The organism is Amycolatopsis sp. NPDC049868 (assembly GCF_044461365.1).
GTDB lineage: Bacteria > Actinomycetota > Actinomycetes > Mycobacteriales > Pseudonocardiaceae > Amycolatopsis.
This window is the reverse complement of the sequence record NZ_JBITKV010000003.1, coordinates 603,244-622,035: the sequence shown is the minus strand read 5'-3', so window position 1 is coordinate 622,035 and position 18,792 is coordinate 603,244. Positions and strand designations below refer to the sequence as shown.

The following is an 18,792-nucleotide window of genomic DNA, read 5'->3' as shown; positions in this document are numbered from 1 at the left end:
TTCCCTGCGGACCCGCCAGTAGGGGCTTGAATAGCCCTATGAATAGCCACGCCATCGCCGCCGGGCACGCCGAGCGGCTCGCCACCGTGGACGCCCTGCTCCCAGAAATGCCTGCACTGGAGCCTGTCGAGGGCTCCGTGTCACTCTCCGCGACGGCAGGCGACTCGGCCGCCGCCGGATTGTCGGTACGGACTGAGGAGGGTCCCGATTCTGTTGACTCTCCGTGGCGGGCTCTCGTCGAACATCGCCTCGAAGCCCGCCTCACCGGTCCCCGCCCCGAAGCCGCCCTCGACGCATTACTCACCCGATGGGATGAACATCTGAAGACCGTGGCTCCACCTGGGGATGTGGAGACGGCGGCGACCGTGGTGCGGCCGAGCCGGGACTCCCCCGGCTCGGCCGAATTGCTGCGCCGCGGCTTCGCGCCGGTGCTGGTGATCGCGGTCCGTCCGGCCGACCGGCTCGCCGTGACCGGGCCACCCGCCACTCCCGGCGTGCACATCCGGCCCGCCGAAGCGGATGATCTCGAAACCGCCGTCGGACTCGAACTGGAATTGCAGCGCTATGACGCGCAGTTCGGTTCTGTCACTTTGCGCGAGGGCGCGGAGGAAACGATCACGGCGGATCTGTCGAAACAGCTGGGCCGGGAAAATCCGACGTTGTGGATCGCCGAGCTGTACGGACGTCCGCTGGGCATGGTGCGGGTGCAGTTCCCCGACGACACGGGGTGGATCCGCGGCCGGGTCGCGGCCGAGAAGGTCGGCTACCTCTCGTCACTGGCGGTGGCGGAGCAGGCTCGTTCGAGCGGGGTGGGGACGGCGCTCGCCGCGCACGCGCACCAGGTCTTCGACGAATGCGGCACCGACGCCGTGCTGTTGCACCACGCGCTGGCCAATCCACGCTCGACTCCGTTCTGGTACGCGCAGGGCTATCGGCCGCTCTGGACGTACTGGCAGCGGCGACCGGCGGTCCCGTGATCCGGATAGGCTCGTTTTCGTGACGAGGGACGATGACGCGGCCCCGGTGGCACCGACCGGGGTCGACACCGAGAAGCCGTCCGCGGCGAGGATCTACGACTGGTTCCTCGGCGGGACCCACAACTGGGCGGTCGACCGCGAGTTCGCCCGCGCGCTGGAAAAGCAGTGGCGCTGGGTCAAACCGGGCGCGCGGCACAACCGCGAGTTCATGAACCGTGTCGTGCGCGCGGCGCTGGCCGCCGGGATCCGGCAGTTCATCGATCTGGGTTCCGGTGTCCCGACAGCCGGGAACGTGCACGAGATCGTGCAAGAAGAACTGGAGCCGGGCGATACGGCGAAGGTCGTGTACGTCGACTACGAGCCGGTGGCGGTGGCACACGCGGAGCTGATCCTCGAACGCCACGAGGCGACCGGCTGGGCGGGGATCGTCCAGGCGGACATGCGGCGGCCGAAGGACATCCTGCGGCATCCGGAGACGCGGCGGCTGATCGATTTCGACCAGCCGGTATGCCTGATGATGATGGCCGTCCTGCATTTCGCCGGTCCGCACGACGATCCGCCCGCGCTGGTCGCGACGTACCGGAACGCGCTCGCGCCGGGCAGCTGGCTGGGGCTGTCGCATATGAGCTTCGGCGGCCAGACCGGTGAGGACGCCGACGGGCTGCGCTGGATGGTCGAGCAGTACCGGAAGACGAGCAATCCGGTGTGGATGCGGGACCGCGAAGAGATCGAGCCGCTCTTCGGGGACTGGCCGCTGCTGGAACCCGGCGTCGTCCACCTGCCCGACTGGCGGCCCGTGCGGGAGCTGCGGCGGGACGAGGAAGGCGCGCGCCCGTTCGCCTGGTGCGGCGTCTCGGTCCACCCCTGACCTCCGACCTCTCGCCGGTGCGCGTCGCCTTTAGCGGGCTAAAGGCGACGCGCACCGGGCAGAGGTCGGAGGTCAGGGTGATCGCTGACGGCGAACGCAGAGAGGAAACAAACGGGTCGATCGGAGAGTTGAGCTAGGCAGACTCAACTAACCGAGGAGTGCACAGATGACCGACAACCGCCTCCTGCCCGTCCTCCCGCTCGATGACGACGTCGTGCTGCCGGGCATGATCGTCCCGCTCGACCTCGCCGACACGGAGACGCGCGCCGCGGTGGAGTCCGCCCAGGCCAACACGCCTGCCCAGGCTTCCTTCCCGGGGATCCGGTCCAGCGCCGCCACCAAGGCCGAGGTGCTGATCGTCCCCCGCGTCCACGGCGAATACGCCGAACTCGGCACCATCGCGACCGTCGAGCGCATCGGGCGCGTGCCCGGCGGCAAGACCGCCGTGCTGCTGCGCGGCACCCGCCGTGCCCTCGTCGGCCGCATCGCCGACGGCCCCGGCGCCGCCCGCTGGGTCCACGCCGAGGTCGCGACCGAGACCACCGACGACAACTCCGCGAAGCTCGCGTCCGAGTACAAGAGCGTCGTCCTCGCGATCCTCCAGCAGCGAGGCGGCTGGCAGATGATTGACGCGGTCCAGGAGGTCGAGGACCCGTCCGCGCTCGCCGACCTCGCGGGCAACTCGTCGTACCTGAACACCGAGCAGAAGCTCGAACTGCTCACCGCGCTCGATGTTTCGGCACGGCTGGAAAAGGCCCTCGAATGGAGCCGCGAGCAGTTGGCCGAACTCGAGGTCACCGACACCATCCGCAAGGACGTCCAGGAGGGTATGGAGAAGCAGCAGAAGGAGTTCCTGCTGCGCCGCCAGCTCGAAGCGATCCGGAAGGAGCTGGGCGAGCTCGACGGCACGGCCAACGACGACGACTACCGCGCCCGCGTCGAGGCCGCCGAGCTGCCGGACGCGGTCAAGAAGGCCGCACTGTCCGAAGTGGACAAACTGGAGCGCACCTCCGACCAGTCCCCCGAGGGCGGCTGGATCCGCACGTGGCTGGACACGGTCCTCGAACTGCCGTGGAACGAGCGCACCACCGACGTTCACGACATCGCCGCCGCACGCGACATCCTCGACGCCGACCACGCCGGTCTCGACGACGTGAAGGAACGCATCATCGAGTACCTGGCCGTGCGCAAACGTCGCGCGGAGTCCGGGCTCGGCCCGGTCGGCGGACGCCGTTCGGGCGCCGTGCTCGCGCTCGCCGGTCCTCCCGGGGTCGGCAAGACGTCGCTCGGCGAGTCCGTGGCGAAGGCGATGGGCCGCAAGTTCGTCCGCGTCGCGCTCGGCGGCATCCGTGACGAGGCCGAGATCCGCGGTCACCGCCGCACCTACGTCGGCGCGCTGCCCGGCCGGATCGTCCGCGCCATCAAGGAAGCGGGTTCGATGAACCCGGTCGTGCTGCTCGACGAGATCGACAAGGTCGGCGCCGACTACCGAGGCGACCCGACGGCCGCGCTGCTGGAGGTGCTGGACCCGGAGCAGAACCACACGTTCCGTGACCACTACCTCGAGGTCGAGCTGGACCTGTCCGACGTCGTGTTCCTCGCGACGGCGAACGCGCTCGAGACCATCCCCGGCCCCCTGCTGGACCGGATGGAGCTGGTCACCCTCGACGGCTACACCGAGCACGAGAAGGTCACCATCGCCCGCGATCACCTGCTCCCCCGCGAGCTGGATCGCGCCGGTCTCGGCAAGGACGACGTCACGCTGACCGACGGCGCGTTCAGCCGCATCGCCGCCGAGTACACGCGGGAGGCCGGGGTGCGCAACGCGAACCGGACCATCGCGAAGGTGCTGCGGAAGGTGGCGACCAAGGTCGCGCTGGACGAGGTCGAGCTGCCGCTGACGATCGACGCGGACGGGCTGGAGACCTACCTCGGCCGCCCGCGGCACCTGCCGGAGTCCTCGCTGCCCGCGTCGACGCAGCGCACGGCGACCCCGGGCGTGGCCACCGGGCTGGCGGTGACCGGCGCCGGCGGTGACGTCCTCTACATCGAGGCGTCGCTGGCGGATCCGGAGTCCGGCTCCACCGGGCTTCAGCTGACCGGCCAGCTGGGCGAAGTGATGAAGGAGTCGGTGCAGATCGCGTTGTCGTACCTGCGTTCGCACGGCGCGGAGCTGGAACTCCCGGTCGGTGATCTGAAGGAGCGCGGCATCCACGTGCACGTCCCCGCGGGCGCGGTGCCCAAGGACGGGCCGAGCGCCGGCATCACGATGACGACCGCGCTGGCGTCCCTGCTTTCGGGCCGGGTCGTGAAATCGGACGTCGCGATGACCGGTGAGGTGTCGCTGACCGGGCGCGTGCTGCCGATCGGCGGGGTCAAGCAGAAGCTGCTGGCCGCGCACCGGGCCGGGATGAAGACGGTGATCATCCCGCAGCGCAACGAGCCCGATCTGGACGACGTCCCGGCCGAAGTGCTGGCGCAGCTGGACGTCCACGCCGTGGCGAACGTCCGTGACGTGCTGGACATCGCGCTGGCCCCGGCGACGGCTCCGGTCGCCCAAGCGGCGTAACGGCGCGAGGCCGAAGCCCCGGATCCCCTCGCGGGTCCGGGACTTTCGGCTTTCCGAGATCCGGACGAATCCGGACGTGGACTGACCTTAAACTCCCTATCACGTTTTGATAACGTGTGTTGCGTGCCACCCAGTCGGGGTGCGTGATCCTTGAGAGGGCAAGGTCATGAGTCAAGGAATTCTTTCCCCGTTGTGGCCGAGGCGCAGGTGCGTTTCGGCCGGTCAGATCGTCTGTCTGAGCATTCTCACCGGATTCACCGCGGCGCTGACCTTCGCCGGCACCAGCGCCTCGATCGCCGCGGGGATCGCCATCGCCCTGTTCGGCGCCGTTCTCCGCCACCCGGCACCTGCCGGGGCTGCGTCTCTTAAAGCGCGCTTTCGGGTTTCCGCAGCCGGGCCGCGGCATCAGCTGGTCACTCACTCAGCCGTGTCAGCGGCCCGCCTCCGCAAACCCGAGGCCTCCGGCCGGAAAGAAACGCGCGCGCGTGCCCTCACCAACCAGTCAAGCTCCGGTTTGAGAGACACGCCCAAGGCATCCCGATGAACACGGAATCGGAGTACATGGCGCGCCTGCGCGAACTCCGCGACCGAAGCGGCCTCAGCATCCGCGCACTGGCCGCCGCGACCGGATGGTCCCGCAGTACCTTGGCCGACCTGTTGGCCCGGAACACCTTGCCCGGCAACGAAAACCAGATGCGAATCCTGTTGCGCGCCCTGCTCCGGACGGTGCCCGACGAGCTCGGGGTCGACGAGTATCTCGCCGACTGGCGTCACCTGATCGGACGTCGCCACCACCGCAATGGCGGATGCGCGCCGCTCGACCGGATACTTGTCGCGCTGGAAATCGCCGCACAGAGCGGCGGCGCCGAAGCAGCGGGCCTTCGCAAAGCGAAAGAAATAGTGCTGCACGAAGGTTCCCTACGAAAGTTCCCTTCTCGCGGTGAATACGCCGCGAATTCACCTGGATGTCCCGTTCCGCCCGTACTCTCCGACGCGCTCCATCCCGCACCACCACATCAGCGGATGTCTCGGAGGCACGAGTGAAGCGACGGAATTTCCTGCGCGCGGCCGTGGTCGGCGCCGGTGTCACGGCGTTCGGAAACAGGCTCTCGGGAGCGGCTCTCGCCGCGCCCGCCCAGAACGGACCCAGCCCGTACGGCGCACTTCAGGCGGCCGACGCGAACGGGATCCAGCTGCCGGCGGGATTCACCAGCCGCGTCATCGCGAGGTCCGGCCAGAAGGTCGCGAGCACCGGGTACACCTGGCACAGCGCCCCGGACGGCGGCGCGGTGTTCGCCGACGGCAGCGGCTGGATCTACGTGTCGAATTCGGAGATCACCCCCGGCGGCGGCGCGAGCGCGGTCAAATTCGACGCGAGCGGGAACATCACCGGCGCCCACCGCATCCTGGCGAACACGCGCCAGAACTGTGCGGGCGGCAAAACTCCTTGGAACACCTGGCTTTCCTGTGAGGAGACCGACCTCGGGTTCGTCTACGAGTGCCAGCCGAACGGGCCTGCCACGGCCGCCGTCCAGCGGCCCGCGATGGGGAAGTTCAAGCACGAGGCGGCCGCGGCCGACCCGGTGCGCAAGGTCGTCTACCTGACCGAGGACACCTCCGACGGCTGCTTCTACCGCTTCGTCCCGACGACCTGGGGCAACCTCTCCGCCGGGACGTTGCAGGTGCTCAAGGCGGGCACGGCGACCTCGGGCAGCTTCACCTGGGCGAACGTCCCCGACCCCGACGGCTCTCCCACCGCCACCCGCAACCAGGTGTCCGGCGCGAAGCGGTTCAACGGCGGCGAGGGACTGCACTACGCCAACGACACCGCGTGGTTCACCACCAAGGGCGACAACCGCGTCTGGCAGCTCAACCTGACGAACAGCACCTACGAGCTGGCCTATGACGACTCGCTGGTCAGCCCCGGCTCGGCCCCGCTGACCGGCGTCGACAACGTCACCGGGACGTCGTCGGGCGACCTGTACGTCGCCGAAGACGGCGGCAACATGGAGATCTGCATCATCACCCCGAACGACATCGTGGCCCCCTTCCTGCGGATCAACGGCCAGAGCTCGTCGGAGATCTGCGGCCCCGCGTTCACCCCGGCGGGGAACCGGCTGTACTTCTCGTCGCAACGCGGCACCTCCGGTTCGTCTTCAGGCGGGATCACCTACGAGGTGACCGGCCCCTTCCGGTCCTGAGACCGGCGTGCGGGGCGCCCGATCCAGGCGCCCCGCACGGCTCAGGCGTCGATGCGGGACTTCTCACGGAGACGGCTCACCACGAAGAGGGTCAGGGCGACGGCGACGGCGGCGATCACGAAGTACTGGAAGAACCCGGCGTATTCCTCGACCAGATGCCAGCTCTCCCCGAGGCCGTAGCCCGCCAGGACGAACACCGTGTTCCAGATCAGGCTGCCCAGCGTGGTCAGGGCCAGGAACCGCCAGAACGGCATGCGTTCGATTCCGGCGGGCAGGGAGATGAGACTGCGGAAGATCGGCACCATCCTGCCGAAGAACACCGCCTTGGTGCCGTGTTTCTGGAACCAGGCTTCGGTCTTGTCGAAGTCGGAGGCCTTGACCAGCGGGATCTTCGCCATCCAGCGGCGGGTGCGGTCGCGGCCCAGCAGCAGGCCGAGGTAGTAGACGATGATCGCGCCCGCGACCGAGCCGAACGTCGTCCACACCAGCGCCTCGACCAGTGTGAACGTGCCCTGACTGGCGGAGAAGCCGGCGAGCGGGAGCACCAGTTCGCTGGGGATCGGCGGGAACAGGTTGTCCAGGCCGACGATGATCGCCGCCCCCGGACCGCCCAGCGCGTCCATCAGCGACACCGCCCAGCCGGCGAGTCCTCCCATCGGTTCACTGGCGGTTTGGGCGAGGAGGATGTTCATGGCGGCCTTTCGTGGTCGTCTGCGGATGTCAACGAACGTACGAATCGCCCGGGTTCCGCACACTGTGGTGAAGCGGCACAAATCACTGCGGTAAACCGCAGTACCGATCTCCGGCTACCCGGCTAACCTGGGGTTATGCCTGTTCCGGCAGCGATGCGCCGCTATCTGCGCAAAGCACTCCGCGGCACACTCGGCCTGGCGATCGGCGCCATGACCGCTGCCGCGGAGGCCTTCTACGTGCTCTTCGGCACGCTCGCGCTCACGGTTCCCGCGCTGCGGCAGCCGGTCTTCGCCGGCGCGCGCGTACTGTCCGAAGTGGAACGGCGACGGCTGGAGAAGTACTTCGGCGAAGAGAACGCCACGAACTACACCGATCGCCGCGCGATGGCCTATCTCGTCCCGCGGTCCGTCATCGGGCTGCTCTGCGCCGCGATCTTCATCCTGATCCTGCTGGGCGCCGTATCCGCGGTGATCATCGCCGCTCAGCTCGTCGAAGGTCAGTCGCCCGGCGGAGGTGCACCGGCGGACTGGTACGACCCGGTCACCACCGCCCTCTTCGGCGCGCTCCTTGTTTTTCTTTCCTTGCAAGGGCTTATCGGAGTCGCGACGCTGGACGCCAGGCTGGCGAAGCGCTTTTTCGGTCCCAGCAAAAGCGAACGGTTGCGCCGGCGGCTTTCCGAACTCACGACCAGCCGGGCGGAAGTGGTCGAGGCGGTCAACGGTGAGCGCCGCCGGATCGAACGTGACCTGCACGACGGCGTCCAACAGCGGCTCGTCGCGCTCGGGATGCTGCTCGGCCGGGCGCGTCGCGCGACCGACCCGGAGCACGCGTCGGAACTGCTCCGGCAAGCACACGAGGAATCGCAGCGCGCCCTCGAAGACCTCCGCGAGGTCTCGTGGCGGGTGTATCCGATCGCACTGGACTCGGACGGGCTGCACCCCGCGCTGGAGGCGCTCGCGGAACGCTCGGGCGTGCCGGTCAACCTGCGGGTCGGCCTGCCGGAACGACCACCGGCGGCCATCGAGACCGTCGTCTACTTCGTCGCGTCCGAGGCGGTCACCAATACGATCAAACACGCCGCGGCGACGCGGATCGACATCGAGGCGGAGCGGGACGGGAGCAAGGTGCGGGTGCGGATCACCGATGACGGCACAGGCGGGGCGCGGGAGTCGGGCGGCGGGCTTTCCGGCCTCGCGATGCGCGTCGCGGCGGCGGACGGGCACTTCACCGTGGACAGTCCGCCCGGCGGCCCGACCGTGGTGACCGCGGTGCTGCCGTGCGAGTGATTCTCGCGGAGGACTCGACCCTCCTGCGCGAGGGCCTGGTCCGGCTGCTGGTCGAAGAAGGACACGAGGTCGTGGCGTCGGTCGGCGACGGTGACGCGCTCCTCTCGGCGACGGCCGCCCATCGGCCGGACGTGATCGTCACGGACGTCCGGATGCCGCCGACCCACACCGACGAGGGTCTTCGCGCGGCGCTCGAGATCCGGAAACGCTGGCCGGAGATCGGGGTACTGGTGCTCTCGCAGTACGTCGAGAAGCGCTACGCCGCCGAGCTGATCACCGGCGATGGCGAACGCGTCGGCTATCTCCTGAAGGACAGGGTCGCTCAAGTGGGCGAATTCCTGGACGCGCTCGACCGGGTCGCCGCGGGCGGGGCGGCGTTCGATCCGGAGGTGGTGCGACGGTTGCTCGCGCGGACCACGCATACCGATCCGCTCGCGAAGCTGACCGTCCGCGAACGTGAAGTGCTGGAGAAAATGGCGCAGGGCCACACGAACTCCGGGATCGCCGAGTCGTTGTTCATCTCGCTGAGCGCTGTCGAGAAGCACGTGAACGCCCTCTTCGACAAGCTCCAGCTGGCCAGCACCGCCGGCTACAGCCGTCGTGTCCTGGCCATCCTGCGCTACCTCGGGTCCTGACCCCGGGCTGACAGGCAAGTGACGGCTTGCCTATAACGGAGTCGTGGGCGGCGACCTGTTCAAGGCGATCGGCGACGCGACGCGGCGCATCATCCTGGACGAGCTGACCGAAAAGGACGGTCAGACCCTGTTCGAGATCTGCGGCAGGCTGACCATGAAGCATGGCTTGACCTCGTCACGGCAGGCCATCTCGCAGCATCTCGCGATGCTCGAACAAGCGGGCCTGGTGCGCACCCGGCGACAGGGCCGCTACAAGTTCCATCACATCGACACGAGCCCGCTGCGGTCGATCGTCGAGCGGTGGCCCATCGACCGAGAGGAACCGAACCCGTGATCCGGATCAACATCACCAGCGTCTTCGTCGACGACCAGGCCAAGGCTCTCGCCTTCTACACCGAAAAACTGGGCTTCATCAAGAAACACGACGTGCCCACAGGGGACGCCCGCTGGCTCACCGTGGTGTCCCCAGCCGCCCCTGACGGCATCGAGCTGTTGCTGGAACCGGACGGTCACCCCGCGGCGAAGCCGTTCAAGAAGGCGCTGGCGAGCGACGGCATCCCGTTCACCCAATTCGCCGTCGACGACGTGTACGCCGAGGTCGAGCGCCTCAAGGGGCTCGGCGTCGAGTTCACCCAGGACGCCGTCGACATGGGACCCGTGGTCACCGCGGTCCTCGACGACACCTGCGGCAACCTGATCCAGCTCGCCACGATGAAGTAGACCCGGCGATGCAGAGCGGGGCTTGGTCCACTGTGGACCAAGCCCCGCTCTGCTTCACTGAGAGATACTGCGCTTCCCTACTGCTGCACCCACTCCACGAGTTCCACGGGCACACCGTTCGGGTCGGTGACCATGAAGAGACGCTCTCCCCACGGCTCTTCCCGCAACGGCAACGTGATCTCGACGCCTTCGTCGCGCAGGCGCTTCTCCTCGGCCTCGAGGTTCTCGACCGTGAAGGCCACGATCACGCCGGACGCGCGCTGTTGCCGCAGGTTCTCCGGCAACACCTCGATCCCAGCCTGCAGCAGGACGATGTTCACCTTCGCGGTTTCGTGCCCGAGGGACACGAATCCCTCCGCGGCCATCTGCTCGGTGAAGCCGAAGTGGCCGGTGAAGAACCGGCTGGAGGCGGCGACGTCGTCGACGGTCAACGAGATGGTGGAGGCAAGGACGTTCATGGGCTATCCCCTTCGGTCGGCGTTGAGTTTCGGATGAGCTGAGCGGTCAGTACGACCGGCGGCGCGGGACGCCGATCGAGCGGCGCACCGGCATCGAGCGGCCGGGGAACGGCTGCTGATGACGGCGGTCGTTCCGGCGGGCCTGGGCGCGGTTGGTGCCTTCGTTGCCTTGGGGGATTCGAGCGGTCAAGGAGCCTCTTCTCTCGCGGTCGGTAGTACGGACGTAAGTTTACATTCGACCTACCGGAAGTCAAGGATATTTTTACGACGGTGGTAAACTTCGCTCATGACCAGCGCGGATGTGGGCCTTCGGGAGCTCAAGAAGCAGGAGACACGGCAGCTGATCTCCGACCAGGCGACGCTTCTCTTCATCGAGAAGGGCTTCGAGGAGACGACGATCGCCGAGATCGCCGCCGCGGCGAGAGTCGCGAAGAAGACCGTCACCAACTACTTCGCACGCAAAGAGGACCTGGCGCTCGACCAGCACGAGGAGTTCACGAACGGGCTGGCGAACGCCGTCCGCGACCGGAAGCCGGGTGAGTCGGCGCTGGCCGCGCTACGGCGCACCTTCCTGGACGCGGTGGCGGAGCACTCTCCCGTGATCGGCTTCACGGGGCCGGTCTTCGCGAAAATGGTGCTGGAGAGCCCGACCCTGACCGCACGGCTGCGTGAACTGCACGAACTGCGCGAAGCGGCGCTCGCCGAACTGCTCGCGACCGAGACCGGGGCCGGCGCGGACGACGTCACCCCGGTCATGGCGGCCGCCGAACTCAACGCGATCGACCGCGTCCTCTTTCGCGAGGTCCTCCGGCGTTCACACGCCGGCGAGAGCAACGACGAGATCGCCGAAGCGCTGACGAAGGCGACCCAGCGGGCTTTCGAGTTGCTGGAGCCCGCCTTCGGCGACTACGCGATCCGTGAATAGCCCTGGGTTTTGTCGGGGGTAACCGCTAGGTTTCGCTCCATGTCTGAGGGGACCGTGCTCGACGTCGTCTACTGCGAAGGCTGGGACCCGGTCGCCCGCGCGCTGATCGGAAGGTTCTCCCCCGGCATCGCGCGGGAACGCGACGCCGCCGGAGAGCAGTACGCCGTCGCGTTGGTGCGTCCCGGAACCGAAGAACCGCAAATACTGCTCGAAATCGCCTGGAGGCACCACTTCGCCCGTTCCGCGCACTTCGACGAGCTGGGCAGGCGCCGCGGGTTGTTCGAGTTCCGCGTGCTCGAAGACGGCGAGCTGTTCCTCGTGAAGGTCGATCAGTGGACCTACCATTTCGATGACCAGGAGGAATTCGACGAGCGGAACGCCGGCCGTGTCGAGCTGTCCTTCGGCCCCGACGGGGACGGCTGGGTGAACAAGGCTCCTCGCGGCTACGGCGGCGGTTCCAGCAGCGGCCGCGTGCGAAAGCCGGTATCCGAGCTGAGGATGCCGAAGCCTGCCTTCGGCGACTGGGAACCTTTCACGAATACGAAGCAGCTGACCCTCCGGACGCCGGACACCCCGGTCACCGATCCACCGCTGCCGGCCGAAGAACGCCCTTGGCGGCCCTCCGTTCCCTTGCGCCCCTTCGGAATCGACGAAATGTTCACGGCGGGGACGCGCTTTTCCCTGAGCGACGGCCATGGCGTCGTCGAGATCGAGCTTCGGGACGCCGGGAAACTCCGCATGACCAGTGGCAGGCTCGTCGCGGCGGACCCGGCCTTCCTGGATTCGGACGCGGCGCACTTCACGGTCACCGTGCCTCCCGGCGAGTACCAGGTAGCGGTCTCGGTGATCCGGTTCGTCGACGAACCTGCCCACGAACGTGTCGTGGCCGCCAAACTCGTCGTCGCCGACGTCCCCGTCGCCACTTGGGAAGCGGCACTCTGGCCTGGGCAGAACGCGCTTTTCCTCGGTGACGGGGAGTTCTACGGCTACGGCGTGGACAGCGGCACGGGCTGCTTCACCGACGCCGACGCCCTTCCCGAGGAGATGGACGACGAACTCCTGGAGAGGTTCGAGGAGGTCGACCCGCATATCGACGTCACCCCGCACGGAGCCGACGGCAACATCATCGCGTTCACCACCGGCTGGGGTGACGGCAGCTATCCGACCTGGATCGGCCGGGCGGCCGACGGCACGCCGGTCTGCTTCGTCACCGACATGCTGATCCTGAACCGTGCCCGGATTCTCACGGCCTGAGCTGGGATCATGACGCCATGGCCTTCACCGGAGAAGAGATCGCGTACCTGCGCTCGCAACCGTTGGCCCGCCTCGCGACCCTGTCGGAGGACGGCGAACAGCCCGACGTCGTCCCGGTGGCGTTCGAGTTCGACGGAACGCATTTCTGGGTGGGCGGTGCGGGCGAGTCGGTCCTCGCGACCCGGAAGTTCCGCAATATCCAAGCGGGACAACGCAAAGTCGCCTTGATCGTCGACGACCTCGTCTCACTCGACCCGTTCATCGCCCGCGGCGTCCGGATCTACGGCGAAGCCGCCGACCCGGTCGAACGGGTGGGAATCGTCGGCCCGGGCATCTACTCGCGCGTGACGCCGAAGGTGTCGTGGAGCTGGAACATGGCGGGCGAACCCGCGGGCGAGGCGTGGTATCCGTCGAGGCGAGCGGTTCACGGCGACACGTAGAGGAGCATGTCCTTCGGGACGCCGCCGATCTCTTGATGAGCGGGCAGGAGGCCTTCGCGCCGGTAGCCCGCTTTCTCGGCCGCGCGCAGGGATCCACGGTTCCACGGCTCGATGTACAGCTCGATCCGGTCGACGCCGGGCACGGTCCAGGCGAACTCGGTGATCGCTTTGAGCGCGTCGGTCGCGTAACCGCGTCGCCGTCGCTCGGGCGAGATCGAATAGCCCAAGATCCCGATGCCTTCGGACAGCTTTCGCAGCCAGAGTCCGATCGTGCCGACGGCGATTCCGTCCGCGACGATCACGAAGGGGAAGCCCCGCCCCTCTGCCCGGCGGCTTCGCTGCCGTCGCACCCATTCCTCGGCTTCCTGCGGGGTCGGATGCGCGGGCAGGCTGCCGATGAGCGGGATGTAGGGATCTTCGCCGAGTTCGATGGCGAGCCGGACATCGGCTTCGGTGAACTCGCGGAGGACGATGGATCCGTGTGCGGGCGGCTCGGTCATCGGTCCATTCTTGTCGGTGGCCCGGGGTACCGTCGGATCCATGCGGAAACTGGTCGTCACCGAGAACTGCACGATCGACGGTGTGATCGAATTGGCGGGCGACTGGTTCAGCCCGGGCGACACCGATCCGGACGTGGACCAATCGGACGTCCTGGACACGCTCCGGGAACAACGTGAGAACGCCGACGCGTTCCTGCTCGGGCGCGTCACCTTCGAGGACATGCGCGGGTACTGGCCGCGGCAAACCGAGGACACGACAGGAATTTCGGACTACCTCGACACAGTGAACAAGTACGTGGTCTCGAGCACGCTCACGGAGCCGGGGTGGGAGAACACCACGGTGCTCTCCGGTGAGCTGCGCTCGGAGATCGAGAAGCTGAAGGCCGCCGAAGGCAAGGACATCGTGACCACCGGCAGCGTCTCGCTGGTGCGATCGCTCATCGCCGAGGGGCTCGTCGACGAGTACCGGTTGTTCGTCTATCCCGTCGTGGTCGGAGAGGGCCGTCGACTGTTCGAAGGCGCCACCGGTGTTCCGAAGCTTCGGCTGGTGGAGGAGCGGACGTTCGCTTCGGGAATCGTGCTCCTGCGCTACCGCGCGGCGTCGAACTGACGCTTCACCGGGTCGTGCGGCGGGAATTCCCTGCTCACCCGCCGCTCGGTAGGGTCGTGCTCCGGTTCGGCGACGGGAGAACGACGGAGGTGGCGCGCATGGCCGACGCGTCGAAGTTCACGGCCGAGGTGTTCCGCCGCGCGTCGGAACGACCAGAGGTCCCGCCGCGGCTGGCCCGGGCGGCGACCTGCGTCCGGGAAGGCAAGTTCACTTGGGAGGAGGTCGCCACCGGGAACTGCGAGCACCCGCTCGCACAGGCGCTGTTCGCGCCCAGAGCCCAGGAAAAGCTCTGGCCGCTGCTGGCCGAGGTCGCCGCGGAGCTCGACTCGGAGCCTCCGCCGGCCGAACCCCGGCGCGTGCGAAGAGCACCGACGACGGACGAAGACTTCAGCGAGCTCACCTACCTCGAAGACCTGGCCGAACCGGACACGCGCCCCGCATGGCCGCAGAGGCGGGGCCGCGGCCGGTGAACGCCCGCCGGAGGAAAACGGGATGAGAAGCGCACGGTCCCGGGCGTAGCGTCGGCGACCGTGATCGGTGAGACGGACACAGGCGACGACGCTTCGGACGGCTGGTTCCCCGAGAGCGTGGCCGCGGGCTACGACGAGCCGGGCGGAGCGAACGCGCCCGAAGTGGTGACGCCCGCGGTGGACGTCCTCGAAGACCTGGCCGACGGTCCGGTGCTCGAATTCGCCGCCGGGACCGGACGGATCGCGATCCCGCTGGCCGCGCGTGGCGTGCCGGTGAGCGGCATCGAACTGAGCCGGGCGATGGCGGCACGGATCGCGGGCAAACCGGGCGGCGACGCGGTCGGCGTCACGATCGGAGACATGACGAAAACGCGGGTGGACGGCGAATTCTCGTTGGTCTTCCTGGTGTTCAACACGATCGGCAACGTGACCACCCAGGACGGGCAGGTCGACGTCTTCCGCAACGCGGCCGCGCATTTGCGGCCCGGTGGGCTGTTCCTCGTCGAGGTGGGCCTGCCTGCGCTGCGCCGCCTGCCGCCGGGGCAGGACATCGTCCCGTTCGCGATGGCGCCCAGCTATGTCGGCTTCGACCAGTACGACGTGGTCACGCAGGAGTTCACGTCGAACCACGTCACCGTGACACCGGATGGACGGGGGCGGTTCCGCCGCATCCCCTTCCGCTATGTCTGGCCTGCCGAACTGGACCTCATGGCGCGCATCGCCGGCATGCGCCTGAAGTACCGTTGGGCGGACTGGGACCGTTCGGAATTCACCGCCGAGAGCACCAAACACGTGTCGGTCTGGGAGCGCGATTCGTGACGATGATGGCCGCGCTGACGGCGAGCAAGGGCAGTGCCCACAGCGTCGTCGTGAGGTAACCGTTCCGGGCGGGGAGCAACGCGCCGTCCGGGGTGGCGGCGGCGAGCAGGAGGCCGGCGAGAGCGCTGCCCACGGCCATCCCGATGCTGCGGGCGATCTGGTTGATCGAGAGCACGCTGGCCGTTTCCCCTTGTGGCACACCGGCCAGAACGAGCTTGGGCATCACCGCGAAGACACCTCCGACGGCGAAACCGAGCAGGGCGATCGCGACGAGAACGAGAAGGAACGACCGGTTGCCGGCGGCGAACAGCAGTGCGCTCGCCACGGCGATCGCGACCGAGAACGCGTACGTCCACCGTTCGGTCAGGCGTGCGATGAGCCGCGGAATCGCTTTACCCGCGATGAATCCGAGCAGTGAGAACGGGATCAGCGCCGCACCCGCGGCGACACCGGGAAGCGCGAAGCCGTAGTGGGCACCGGCAGGAGTCTGCACGTAGCGGGTGAACAAGCTGAACAGCAGGTACAAACCCGCCCCGGCCACGAGAATCGCCAGATTCGCGCGAAGGATGGCACCTTGGCCGAGCAACCGAAGGTTCACCAGCGGCGCCGTCGTGCGCAGTTCGATGAACGCCCACCCGGCCAGGACCGCGACGGAACCGGCGAGCGCACCGGCGCCCAGCCACGCGGTCGTCCATATCGAGGGCTCGGCTATGACCAGGAGGATCCCGAGCGTGCCGAGAGCGAGAAGGAGCGTGCCGGGGACATCGATCCGAGGAAACTCGCCAGGCGCTTCGGCGGGCAGGAACCGCCAGGCGATGACCAGCGCGACAACGGACAGGAGGAAGCCGAATCCGTAGGCGACACGTAGTCCCGCGAGCTGGTCGAGAAGGCTGACCACCGGGTAGCCGACGCCGATGCCGACCGTCGACGCGACCGAAAGGGCCGCGATCGTCGATGTCGCGCGCTCAGGCGGCAGGTGTGCGCGGGCGACGCTCATCAACAGCGCTCCGGCCGCGACCCCGAGCCCTTGCAAGCCGCGTCCGATCAACAGCACCGGGTACGGAAGCGGAAGTACCGTCAGCAACCCACCTGTCACGACCAGGGCCAGAGTGACCAGGATCGTGGCGCGGCGGTACGGGCCGCTGCCGAGCCTGCCCAGCACCGGGCCCGCGATCGCGCCGCTGAACAGCGTCACCGTCAAGGTCCACTGCGCGGCGTCCAGCGAGACGTGCATACCCGTGGCGACCGGGGTGATCAAGGGCGCCCCGACGCTGCCGATCACCGCGCCCGCCAACGCCGTGCACACCAGCGCGGAGCTCAGCCGTCCGTCGTGCCGGACGAGGACACTCATCGGTTCGTCTCAGTGGTGATGTGCGTGAACAGCCCCGGCCGGATCCGGGTGCGGACGCCCTCGGCCCACGCTGCGTCGACCTGCTCGACGTCCATCGCGGCGCCGGTGTTCAGCAACATCCCGAAGGCGAGGAAGGTCTTCACGGTCACCGGGTCGAGTCCGGTGCCGTCGTCGGCCGTGCCCCACATCCGCGCGAAACACGACCGCACCACGTCCCGCACCTCCGGGTCGCCACACGCGGCGAAGCCCTGAAGCTGCAACAACAACCCGGTCCGGTCGGCCAGCAGGTCGTAGTACTGCGCGCCCATCGCCGAGAGCGCGTCCAGGCCGGTCTTCCCGTCACCCGCGTCCCGCATCGCGTCGCTGAGCCGCTCGAACGCGGCCTGGACCAGCTCCAGGAACAGGGCCTTCTTCGTCCCGAACATCCGGAAGACGTACGCCTGCGTGATCCCCGCCGTCCTGGCGATCGCTTCCGTCGACGCCCCGTGCAGCCCGTGTTCCGCGAACTCCTTCGCGGCGATGGCCAGCACCTGGGCACGTCGTTCGGGTCCGCTCATCCGTCCAGCCATGCACCCAAGTTACTAGTTACTAACCACTAACTAAAGGTGAGTCGCGCAACAAACAAAGCGGCGGGTGCGGTCCTGCGGGTTCGTCCGTGGCGGTTCACAGTCGTCACCGACTGACCACGAAAAGTTGCCACCACTTCCTTCGGTGCACCGGTCCTCGTGATGGCGGTAACCCCGGCAACCTGAAAGGCGTGACGGACGTGTATCCAGCATGACCGACGATCAGCTCCGCAAGCCGATGAACCGCAAACAGCGGCAAGCAGCGAGGGGGTCCGCAGCTGCCGAGGAGCGGACGCCAGTCGCCAGGGAACGGACACCTGTCGATGTCGTTCTGATCATGATCGGTGTCGGCGCCGCGGTGGTCTTCACGTTGGCCGGAATCGGACGTCTCGCTCAAGGGACGGGAACGGGCGACTTCTGGGACGAGGGTCGCACGGTGATCATGTGCTTCGGTCTCGCCGGGATTGGCGCTGGGCTGGCATTCGATCGGCTGAAGAAACGCAAACCACGTGGGTGACAAGGCCGGCCCTGGCCGGATGGCACCTGAAACGACGCGGTTGCCTCTGGCCGACCAAGGCAGGTCCACCGAGGCACTGCGGTGTTCGTGCTTGCAGCTACGACTTCACCGACCAGCGCCGCGTATTTGGCGCGGCCACCCGCTACCAGCCGCGCCGAGCTGCACACAACCGCACATAACAAGATCGGCCCCCTGGCCTGGTTTCCCAGGTCAGGGGGCCGATCTTGTTGGTGTGGCGAGTGAGGGATTCGAACCCCCGAAGGCAGTGCCGTCTGATTTACAGTCAGATCCCTTTGGCCGCTCGGGCAACTCGCCGTGGCCGGGTGTCCCCGGCCGAGACGAAAGAATACCCAATGCCGTGGCGGGCCGGTCAACCGGGTTCCGCAGGGCTAGGGTGGAAGCTCCTGACAAGCGAGTACGAGGTGTGAGAACACGTGGCGGATCCCTCTTTCGACGTGGTGAGCAAGGTCGATCGCCAGGAGGTGGACAACGCCCTGAACCAGGCCAGCAAGGAACTCGGTACGCGGTTCGACTTCCGGGGTACCGGGACCAAGATCGACTGGTCCGGTGAAGAGGCGATCGCGATCGAGTCAGAGACCGAAGAGCGGGCACTGGCGGCGGTCGAGGTGTTCAAGGAGAAGCTGATCAAGCGCGGCATCTCCCTGAAGGCCTTCGAGGCGGACGAGCCGGCGTTGTCCGGCAAGATCTACAAGATCGGCGGCAAGATCCTGCAGGGGATCGCGTCGGACAAGGCGAAGCAGATCGCCAAGTTCATCCGCGACGAAGGCCCCAAGGGCGTCCAGGCGCAGATCCAGGGCGACCAGCTGCGGGTGTCCGGCAAGAAGAAGGACCAGCTGCAGGACGTGATCGCCTTGCTGAAGGGCAAGGACTTCGAGATCGCGCTGCAGTTCACGAACTACCGCTGAGCACGGC

The 18,792-nt window shown here is 67.7% G+C and carries 23 protein-coding genes and 1 tRNA gene; 17 read left to right on the top strand and 7 right to left on the bottom strand.

Going from position 1 to position 18,792, the window contains the following annotated elements; translation table 11 throughout:
• Window positions 1–38: 38 nt before the first annotated feature.
• The 5 genes from ACIBTM_RS16495 (at window position 39) to ACIBTM_RS16475 (ending at window position 6,615) form a co-directional block, all read left to right on the top strand.
• Window positions 39–977: a GNAT family N-acetyltransferase gene (locus tag ACIBTM_RS16495; protein ID WP_395877451.1), complete on the top strand. Its 939-nt coding sequence runs from the start codon at window positions 39–41 to the stop codon at window positions 975–977.
• A 19-nt stretch (window positions 978–996) separates the two neighbouring features.
• Window positions 997–1,845 carry an SAM-dependent methyltransferase gene (locus ACIBTM_RS16490; RefSeq protein ID WP_395877449.1) on the top strand — a complete coding sequence of 283 codons (849 nt, stop codon included), beginning with the start codon at window positions 997–999 and terminating at the stop codon, window positions 1,843–1,845.
• Between the two features lie 166 nt (window positions 1,846–2,011).
• On the top strand, window positions 2,012–4,414 hold the full coding sequence (gene lon / locus ACIBTM_RS16485) for an endopeptidase La (RefSeq protein ID WP_395877447.1): 2,403 nt from the start codon (window positions 2,012–2,014) through the stop codon (window positions 4,412–4,414).
• Window positions 4,415–4,954: 540 nt separating this feature from the next.
• Entirely contained in the window at window positions 4,955–5,458 is a 504-nt protein-coding gene (locus tag ACIBTM_RS16480) for a helix-turn-helix domain-containing protein (protein ID WP_395877445.1), read from the top strand.
• Complete coding sequence (locus tag ACIBTM_RS16475) at window positions 5,455–6,615, top strand: alkaline phosphatase PhoX (RefSeq protein WP_395877443.1); 1,161 nt, start codon at window positions 5,455–5,457, stop codon at window positions 6,613–6,615. The genes ACIBTM_RS16480 and ACIBTM_RS16475 overlap by 4 nt, the downstream gene beginning before the upstream one ends.
• Window positions 6,616–6,656: 41 nt before the next feature.
• Here the strand turns inward: ACIBTM_RS16475 and ACIBTM_RS16470 are convergent, their stop codons facing one another.
• A complete protein-coding gene (locus tag ACIBTM_RS16470; RefSeq protein WP_395877441.1) occupies window positions 6,657–7,307 on the bottom strand; it encodes a DedA family protein in 651 nt (216 codons plus the stop codon).
• 135 nt (window positions 7,308–7,442) lie between these two features.
• Here ACIBTM_RS16470 and ACIBTM_RS16465 point away from each other — a divergent pair, with 135 nt between their 5' ends.
• Genes ACIBTM_RS16465 through ACIBTM_RS16450 form a run of 4 tightly spaced genes read left to right on the top strand, consistent with a single transcriptional unit; the run spans window position 7,443 to window position 9,949 of the window.
• A complete protein-coding gene (locus tag ACIBTM_RS16465; RefSeq protein ID WP_395877439.1) occupies window positions 7,443–8,594 on the top strand; it encodes a histidine kinase in 1,152 nt (383 codons plus the stop codon).
• The gene (locus tag ACIBTM_RS16460) at window positions 8,585–9,229 is read left to right on the top strand and encodes a response regulator (protein ID WP_395877437.1); all 645 of its coding nucleotides are present in this window, start codon (window positions 8,585–8,587) and stop codon (window positions 9,227–9,229) included. Before ACIBTM_RS16465 ends, ACIBTM_RS16460 begins: the two co-directional genes overlap by 10 nt.
• 43 nt (window positions 9,230–9,272) lie before the next feature.
• Window positions 9,273–9,563, top strand: a complete 291-nt coding sequence (locus tag ACIBTM_RS16455; RefSeq protein ID WP_395877434.1) for an ArsR/SmtB family transcription factor — start codon at window positions 9,273–9,275, stop codon at window positions 9,561–9,563.
• Window positions 9,560–9,949 carry a VOC family protein gene (locus ACIBTM_RS16450; protein WP_395877432.1) on the top strand — a complete coding sequence of 130 codons (390 nt, stop codon included), beginning with the start codon at window positions 9,560–9,562 and terminating at the stop codon, window positions 9,947–9,949. The genes ACIBTM_RS16455 and ACIBTM_RS16450 overlap by 4 nt, the downstream gene beginning before the upstream one ends.
• 77 nt (window positions 9,950–10,026) lie before the next feature.
• Here ACIBTM_RS16450 and ACIBTM_RS16445 read toward each other — a convergent pair whose 3' ends face one another.
• Both ACIBTM_RS16445 and ACIBTM_RS16440 read right to left on the bottom strand, forming a co-directional pair.
• Entirely contained in the window at window positions 10,027–10,407 is a 381-nt protein-coding gene (locus tag ACIBTM_RS16445) for a VOC family protein (RefSeq protein WP_395877430.1), read from the bottom strand.
• 46 nt (window positions 10,408–10,453) lie between these two features.
• Complete coding sequence (locus ACIBTM_RS16440; protein ID WP_158633258.1) at window positions 10,454–10,597, bottom strand: hypothetical protein; 144 nt, start codon at window positions 10,595–10,597, stop codon at window positions 10,454–10,456.
• 96 nt (window positions 10,598–10,693) lie between these two features.
• Here ACIBTM_RS16440 and ACIBTM_RS16435 point away from each other — a divergent pair, with 96 nt between their 5' ends.
• Genes ACIBTM_RS16435 through ACIBTM_RS16425 form a run of 3 tightly spaced genes read left to right on the top strand, consistent with a single transcriptional unit; the run spans window position 10,694 to window position 13,026 of the window.
• On the top strand, window positions 10,694–11,332 hold the full coding sequence (locus ACIBTM_RS16435) for a TetR/AcrR family transcriptional regulator (protein ID WP_395877428.1): 639 nt from the start codon (window positions 10,694–10,696) through the stop codon (window positions 11,330–11,332).
• Window positions 11,333–11,371: 39 nt separating this feature from the next.
• Window positions 11,372–12,586: a DUF4241 domain-containing protein gene (locus ACIBTM_RS16430; protein ID WP_395877426.1), complete on the top strand. Its 1,215-nt coding sequence runs from the start codon at window positions 11,372–11,374 to the stop codon at window positions 12,584–12,586.
• A gap of 17 nt (window positions 12,587–12,603) precedes the next feature.
• A complete protein-coding gene (locus ACIBTM_RS16425; RefSeq protein ID WP_395877424.1) occupies window positions 12,604–13,026 on the top strand; it encodes a PPOX class F420-dependent oxidoreductase in 423 nt (140 codons plus the stop codon).
• Here the strand turns inward: ACIBTM_RS16425 and ACIBTM_RS16420 are convergent.
• Window positions 13,011–13,526: a GNAT family N-acetyltransferase gene (locus tag ACIBTM_RS16420; protein WP_395877422.1), complete on the bottom strand. Its 516-nt coding sequence runs from the start codon at window positions 13,524–13,526 to the stop codon at window positions 13,011–13,013. The two genes, ACIBTM_RS16425 and ACIBTM_RS16420, sit on opposite strands and share 16 nt — an antisense overlap.
• 40 nt (window positions 13,527–13,566) lie before the next feature.
• Between ACIBTM_RS16420 and ACIBTM_RS16415 the strand changes: the two genes are divergently transcribed.
• The 3 genes from ACIBTM_RS16415 (at window position 13,567) to ACIBTM_RS16405 (ending at window position 15,425) form a co-directional block, all read left to right on the top strand.
• Window positions 13,567–14,136 (top strand): dihydrofolate reductase family protein, encoded by a 570-nt coding sequence (locus tag ACIBTM_RS16415; RefSeq protein ID WP_395877419.1) that lies wholly within the window; start codon window positions 13,567–13,569, stop codon window positions 14,134–14,136.
• A 98-nt stretch (window positions 14,137–14,234) separates the two neighbouring features.
• Window positions 14,235–14,606 carry a hypothetical protein gene (locus ACIBTM_RS16410; RefSeq protein WP_395877417.1) on the top strand — a complete coding sequence of 124 codons (372 nt, stop codon included), beginning with the start codon at window positions 14,235–14,237 and terminating at the stop codon, window positions 14,604–14,606.
• Between the two features lie 60 nt (window positions 14,607–14,666).
• The gene (locus ACIBTM_RS16405; protein WP_395877415.1) at window positions 14,667–15,425 is read left to right on the top strand and encodes a class I SAM-dependent DNA methyltransferase; all 759 of its coding nucleotides are present in this window, start codon (window positions 14,667–14,669) and stop codon (window positions 15,423–15,425) included.
• Here ACIBTM_RS16405 and ACIBTM_RS16400 read toward each other — a convergent pair.
• Together ACIBTM_RS16400 and ACIBTM_RS16395 are read right to left on the bottom strand one after the other, a co-directional pair.
• Entirely contained in the window at window positions 15,376–16,776 is a 1,401-nt protein-coding gene (locus ACIBTM_RS16400; RefSeq protein ID WP_395877413.1) for an MFS transporter, read from the bottom strand. The genes ACIBTM_RS16405 and ACIBTM_RS16400 overlap by 50 nt on opposite strands.
• Window positions 16,773–17,345: a TetR/AcrR family transcriptional regulator gene (locus ACIBTM_RS16395; RefSeq protein WP_395877411.1), complete on the bottom strand. Its 573-nt coding sequence runs from the start codon at window positions 17,343–17,345 to the stop codon at window positions 16,773–16,775. Before ACIBTM_RS16395 ends, ACIBTM_RS16400 begins: the two co-directional genes overlap by 4 nt.
• Before the next feature lie 208 nt (window positions 17,346–17,553).
• On the opposite strand from ACIBTM_RS16395, the gene ACIBTM_RS16390 reads away from it, so the two are divergent.
• On the top strand, window positions 17,554–17,859 hold the full coding sequence (locus ACIBTM_RS16390; RefSeq protein ID WP_395877409.1) for a hypothetical protein: 306 nt from the start codon (window positions 17,554–17,556) through the stop codon (window positions 17,857–17,859).
• Window positions 17,860–18,092: 233 nt separating this feature from the next.
• Here ACIBTM_RS16390 and ACIBTM_RS16385 read toward each other — a convergent pair.
• Window positions 18,093–18,174 (bottom strand) — tRNA-Tyr (locus ACIBTM_RS16385).
• Window positions 18,175–18,293: 119 nt separating this feature from the next.
• Between ACIBTM_RS16385 and ACIBTM_RS16380 the strand changes: the two genes are divergently transcribed.
• Entirely contained in the window at window positions 18,294–18,785 is a 492-nt protein-coding gene (locus tag ACIBTM_RS16380) for a YajQ family cyclic di-GMP-binding protein (protein WP_007030975.1), read from the top strand.
• Window positions 18,786–18,792 lie beyond the last annotated feature (7 nt).

Coding starts and splice junctions, on each gene's coding strand:
- ACIBTM_RS16495 (WP_395877451.1), top strand. CDS start 39: ATGAATAGCCACGCCATCGCCGCCGGGCACGCCGAGCGGCTCGCCACC.
- lon (WP_395877447.1), top strand. CDS start 2,012: ATGACCGACAACCGCCTCCTGCCCGTCCTCCCGCTCGATGACGACGTC.
- ACIBTM_RS16480 (WP_395877445.1), top strand. CDS start 4,955: ATGAACACGGAATCGGAGTACATGGCGCGCCTGCGCGAACTCCGCGAC.
- ACIBTM_RS16470 (WP_395877441.1), bottom strand. CDS start 7,307: ATGAACATCCTCCTCGCCCAAACCGCCAGTGAACCGATGGGAGGACTC.
- ACIBTM_RS16465 (WP_395877439.1), top strand. CDS start 7,443: ATGCCTGTTCCGGCAGCGATGCGCCGCTATCTGCGCAAAGCACTCCGC.
- ACIBTM_RS16445 (WP_395877430.1), bottom strand. CDS start 10,407: ATGAACGTCCTTGCCTCCACCATCTCGTTGACCGTCGACGACGTCGCC.
- ACIBTM_RS16435 (WP_395877428.1), top strand. CDS start 10,694: ATGACCAGCGCGGATGTGGGCCTTCGGGAGCTCAAGAAGCAGGAGACA.
- ACIBTM_RS16430 (WP_395877426.1), top strand. CDS start 11,372: ATGTCTGAGGGGACCGTGCTCGACGTCGTCTACTGCGAAGGCTGGGAC.
- ACIBTM_RS16425 (WP_395877424.1), top strand. CDS start 12,604: ATGGCCTTCACCGGAGAAGAGATCGCGTACCTGCGCTCGCAACCGTTG.
- ACIBTM_RS16420 (WP_395877422.1), bottom strand. CDS start 13,526: ATGACCGAGCCGCCCGCACACGGATCCATCGTCCTCCGCGAGTTCACC.
- ACIBTM_RS16415 (WP_395877419.1), top strand. CDS start 13,567: ATGCGGAAACTGGTCGTCACCGAGAACTGCACGATCGACGGTGTGATC.
- ACIBTM_RS16410 (WP_395877417.1), top strand. CDS start 14,235: ATGGCCGACGCGTCGAAGTTCACGGCCGAGGTGTTCCGCCGCGCGTCG.
- ACIBTM_RS16400 (WP_395877413.1), bottom strand. CDS start 16,776: ATGAGTGTCCTCGTCCGGCACGACGGACGGCTGAGCTCCGCGCTGGTG.
- ACIBTM_RS16395 (WP_395877411.1), bottom strand. CDS start 17,345: ATGGCTGGACGGATGAGCGGACCCGAACGACGTGCCCAGGTGCTGGCC.
- ACIBTM_RS16390 (WP_395877409.1), top strand. CDS start 17,554: ATGACCGACGATCAGCTCCGCAAGCCGATGAACCGCAAACAGCGGCAA.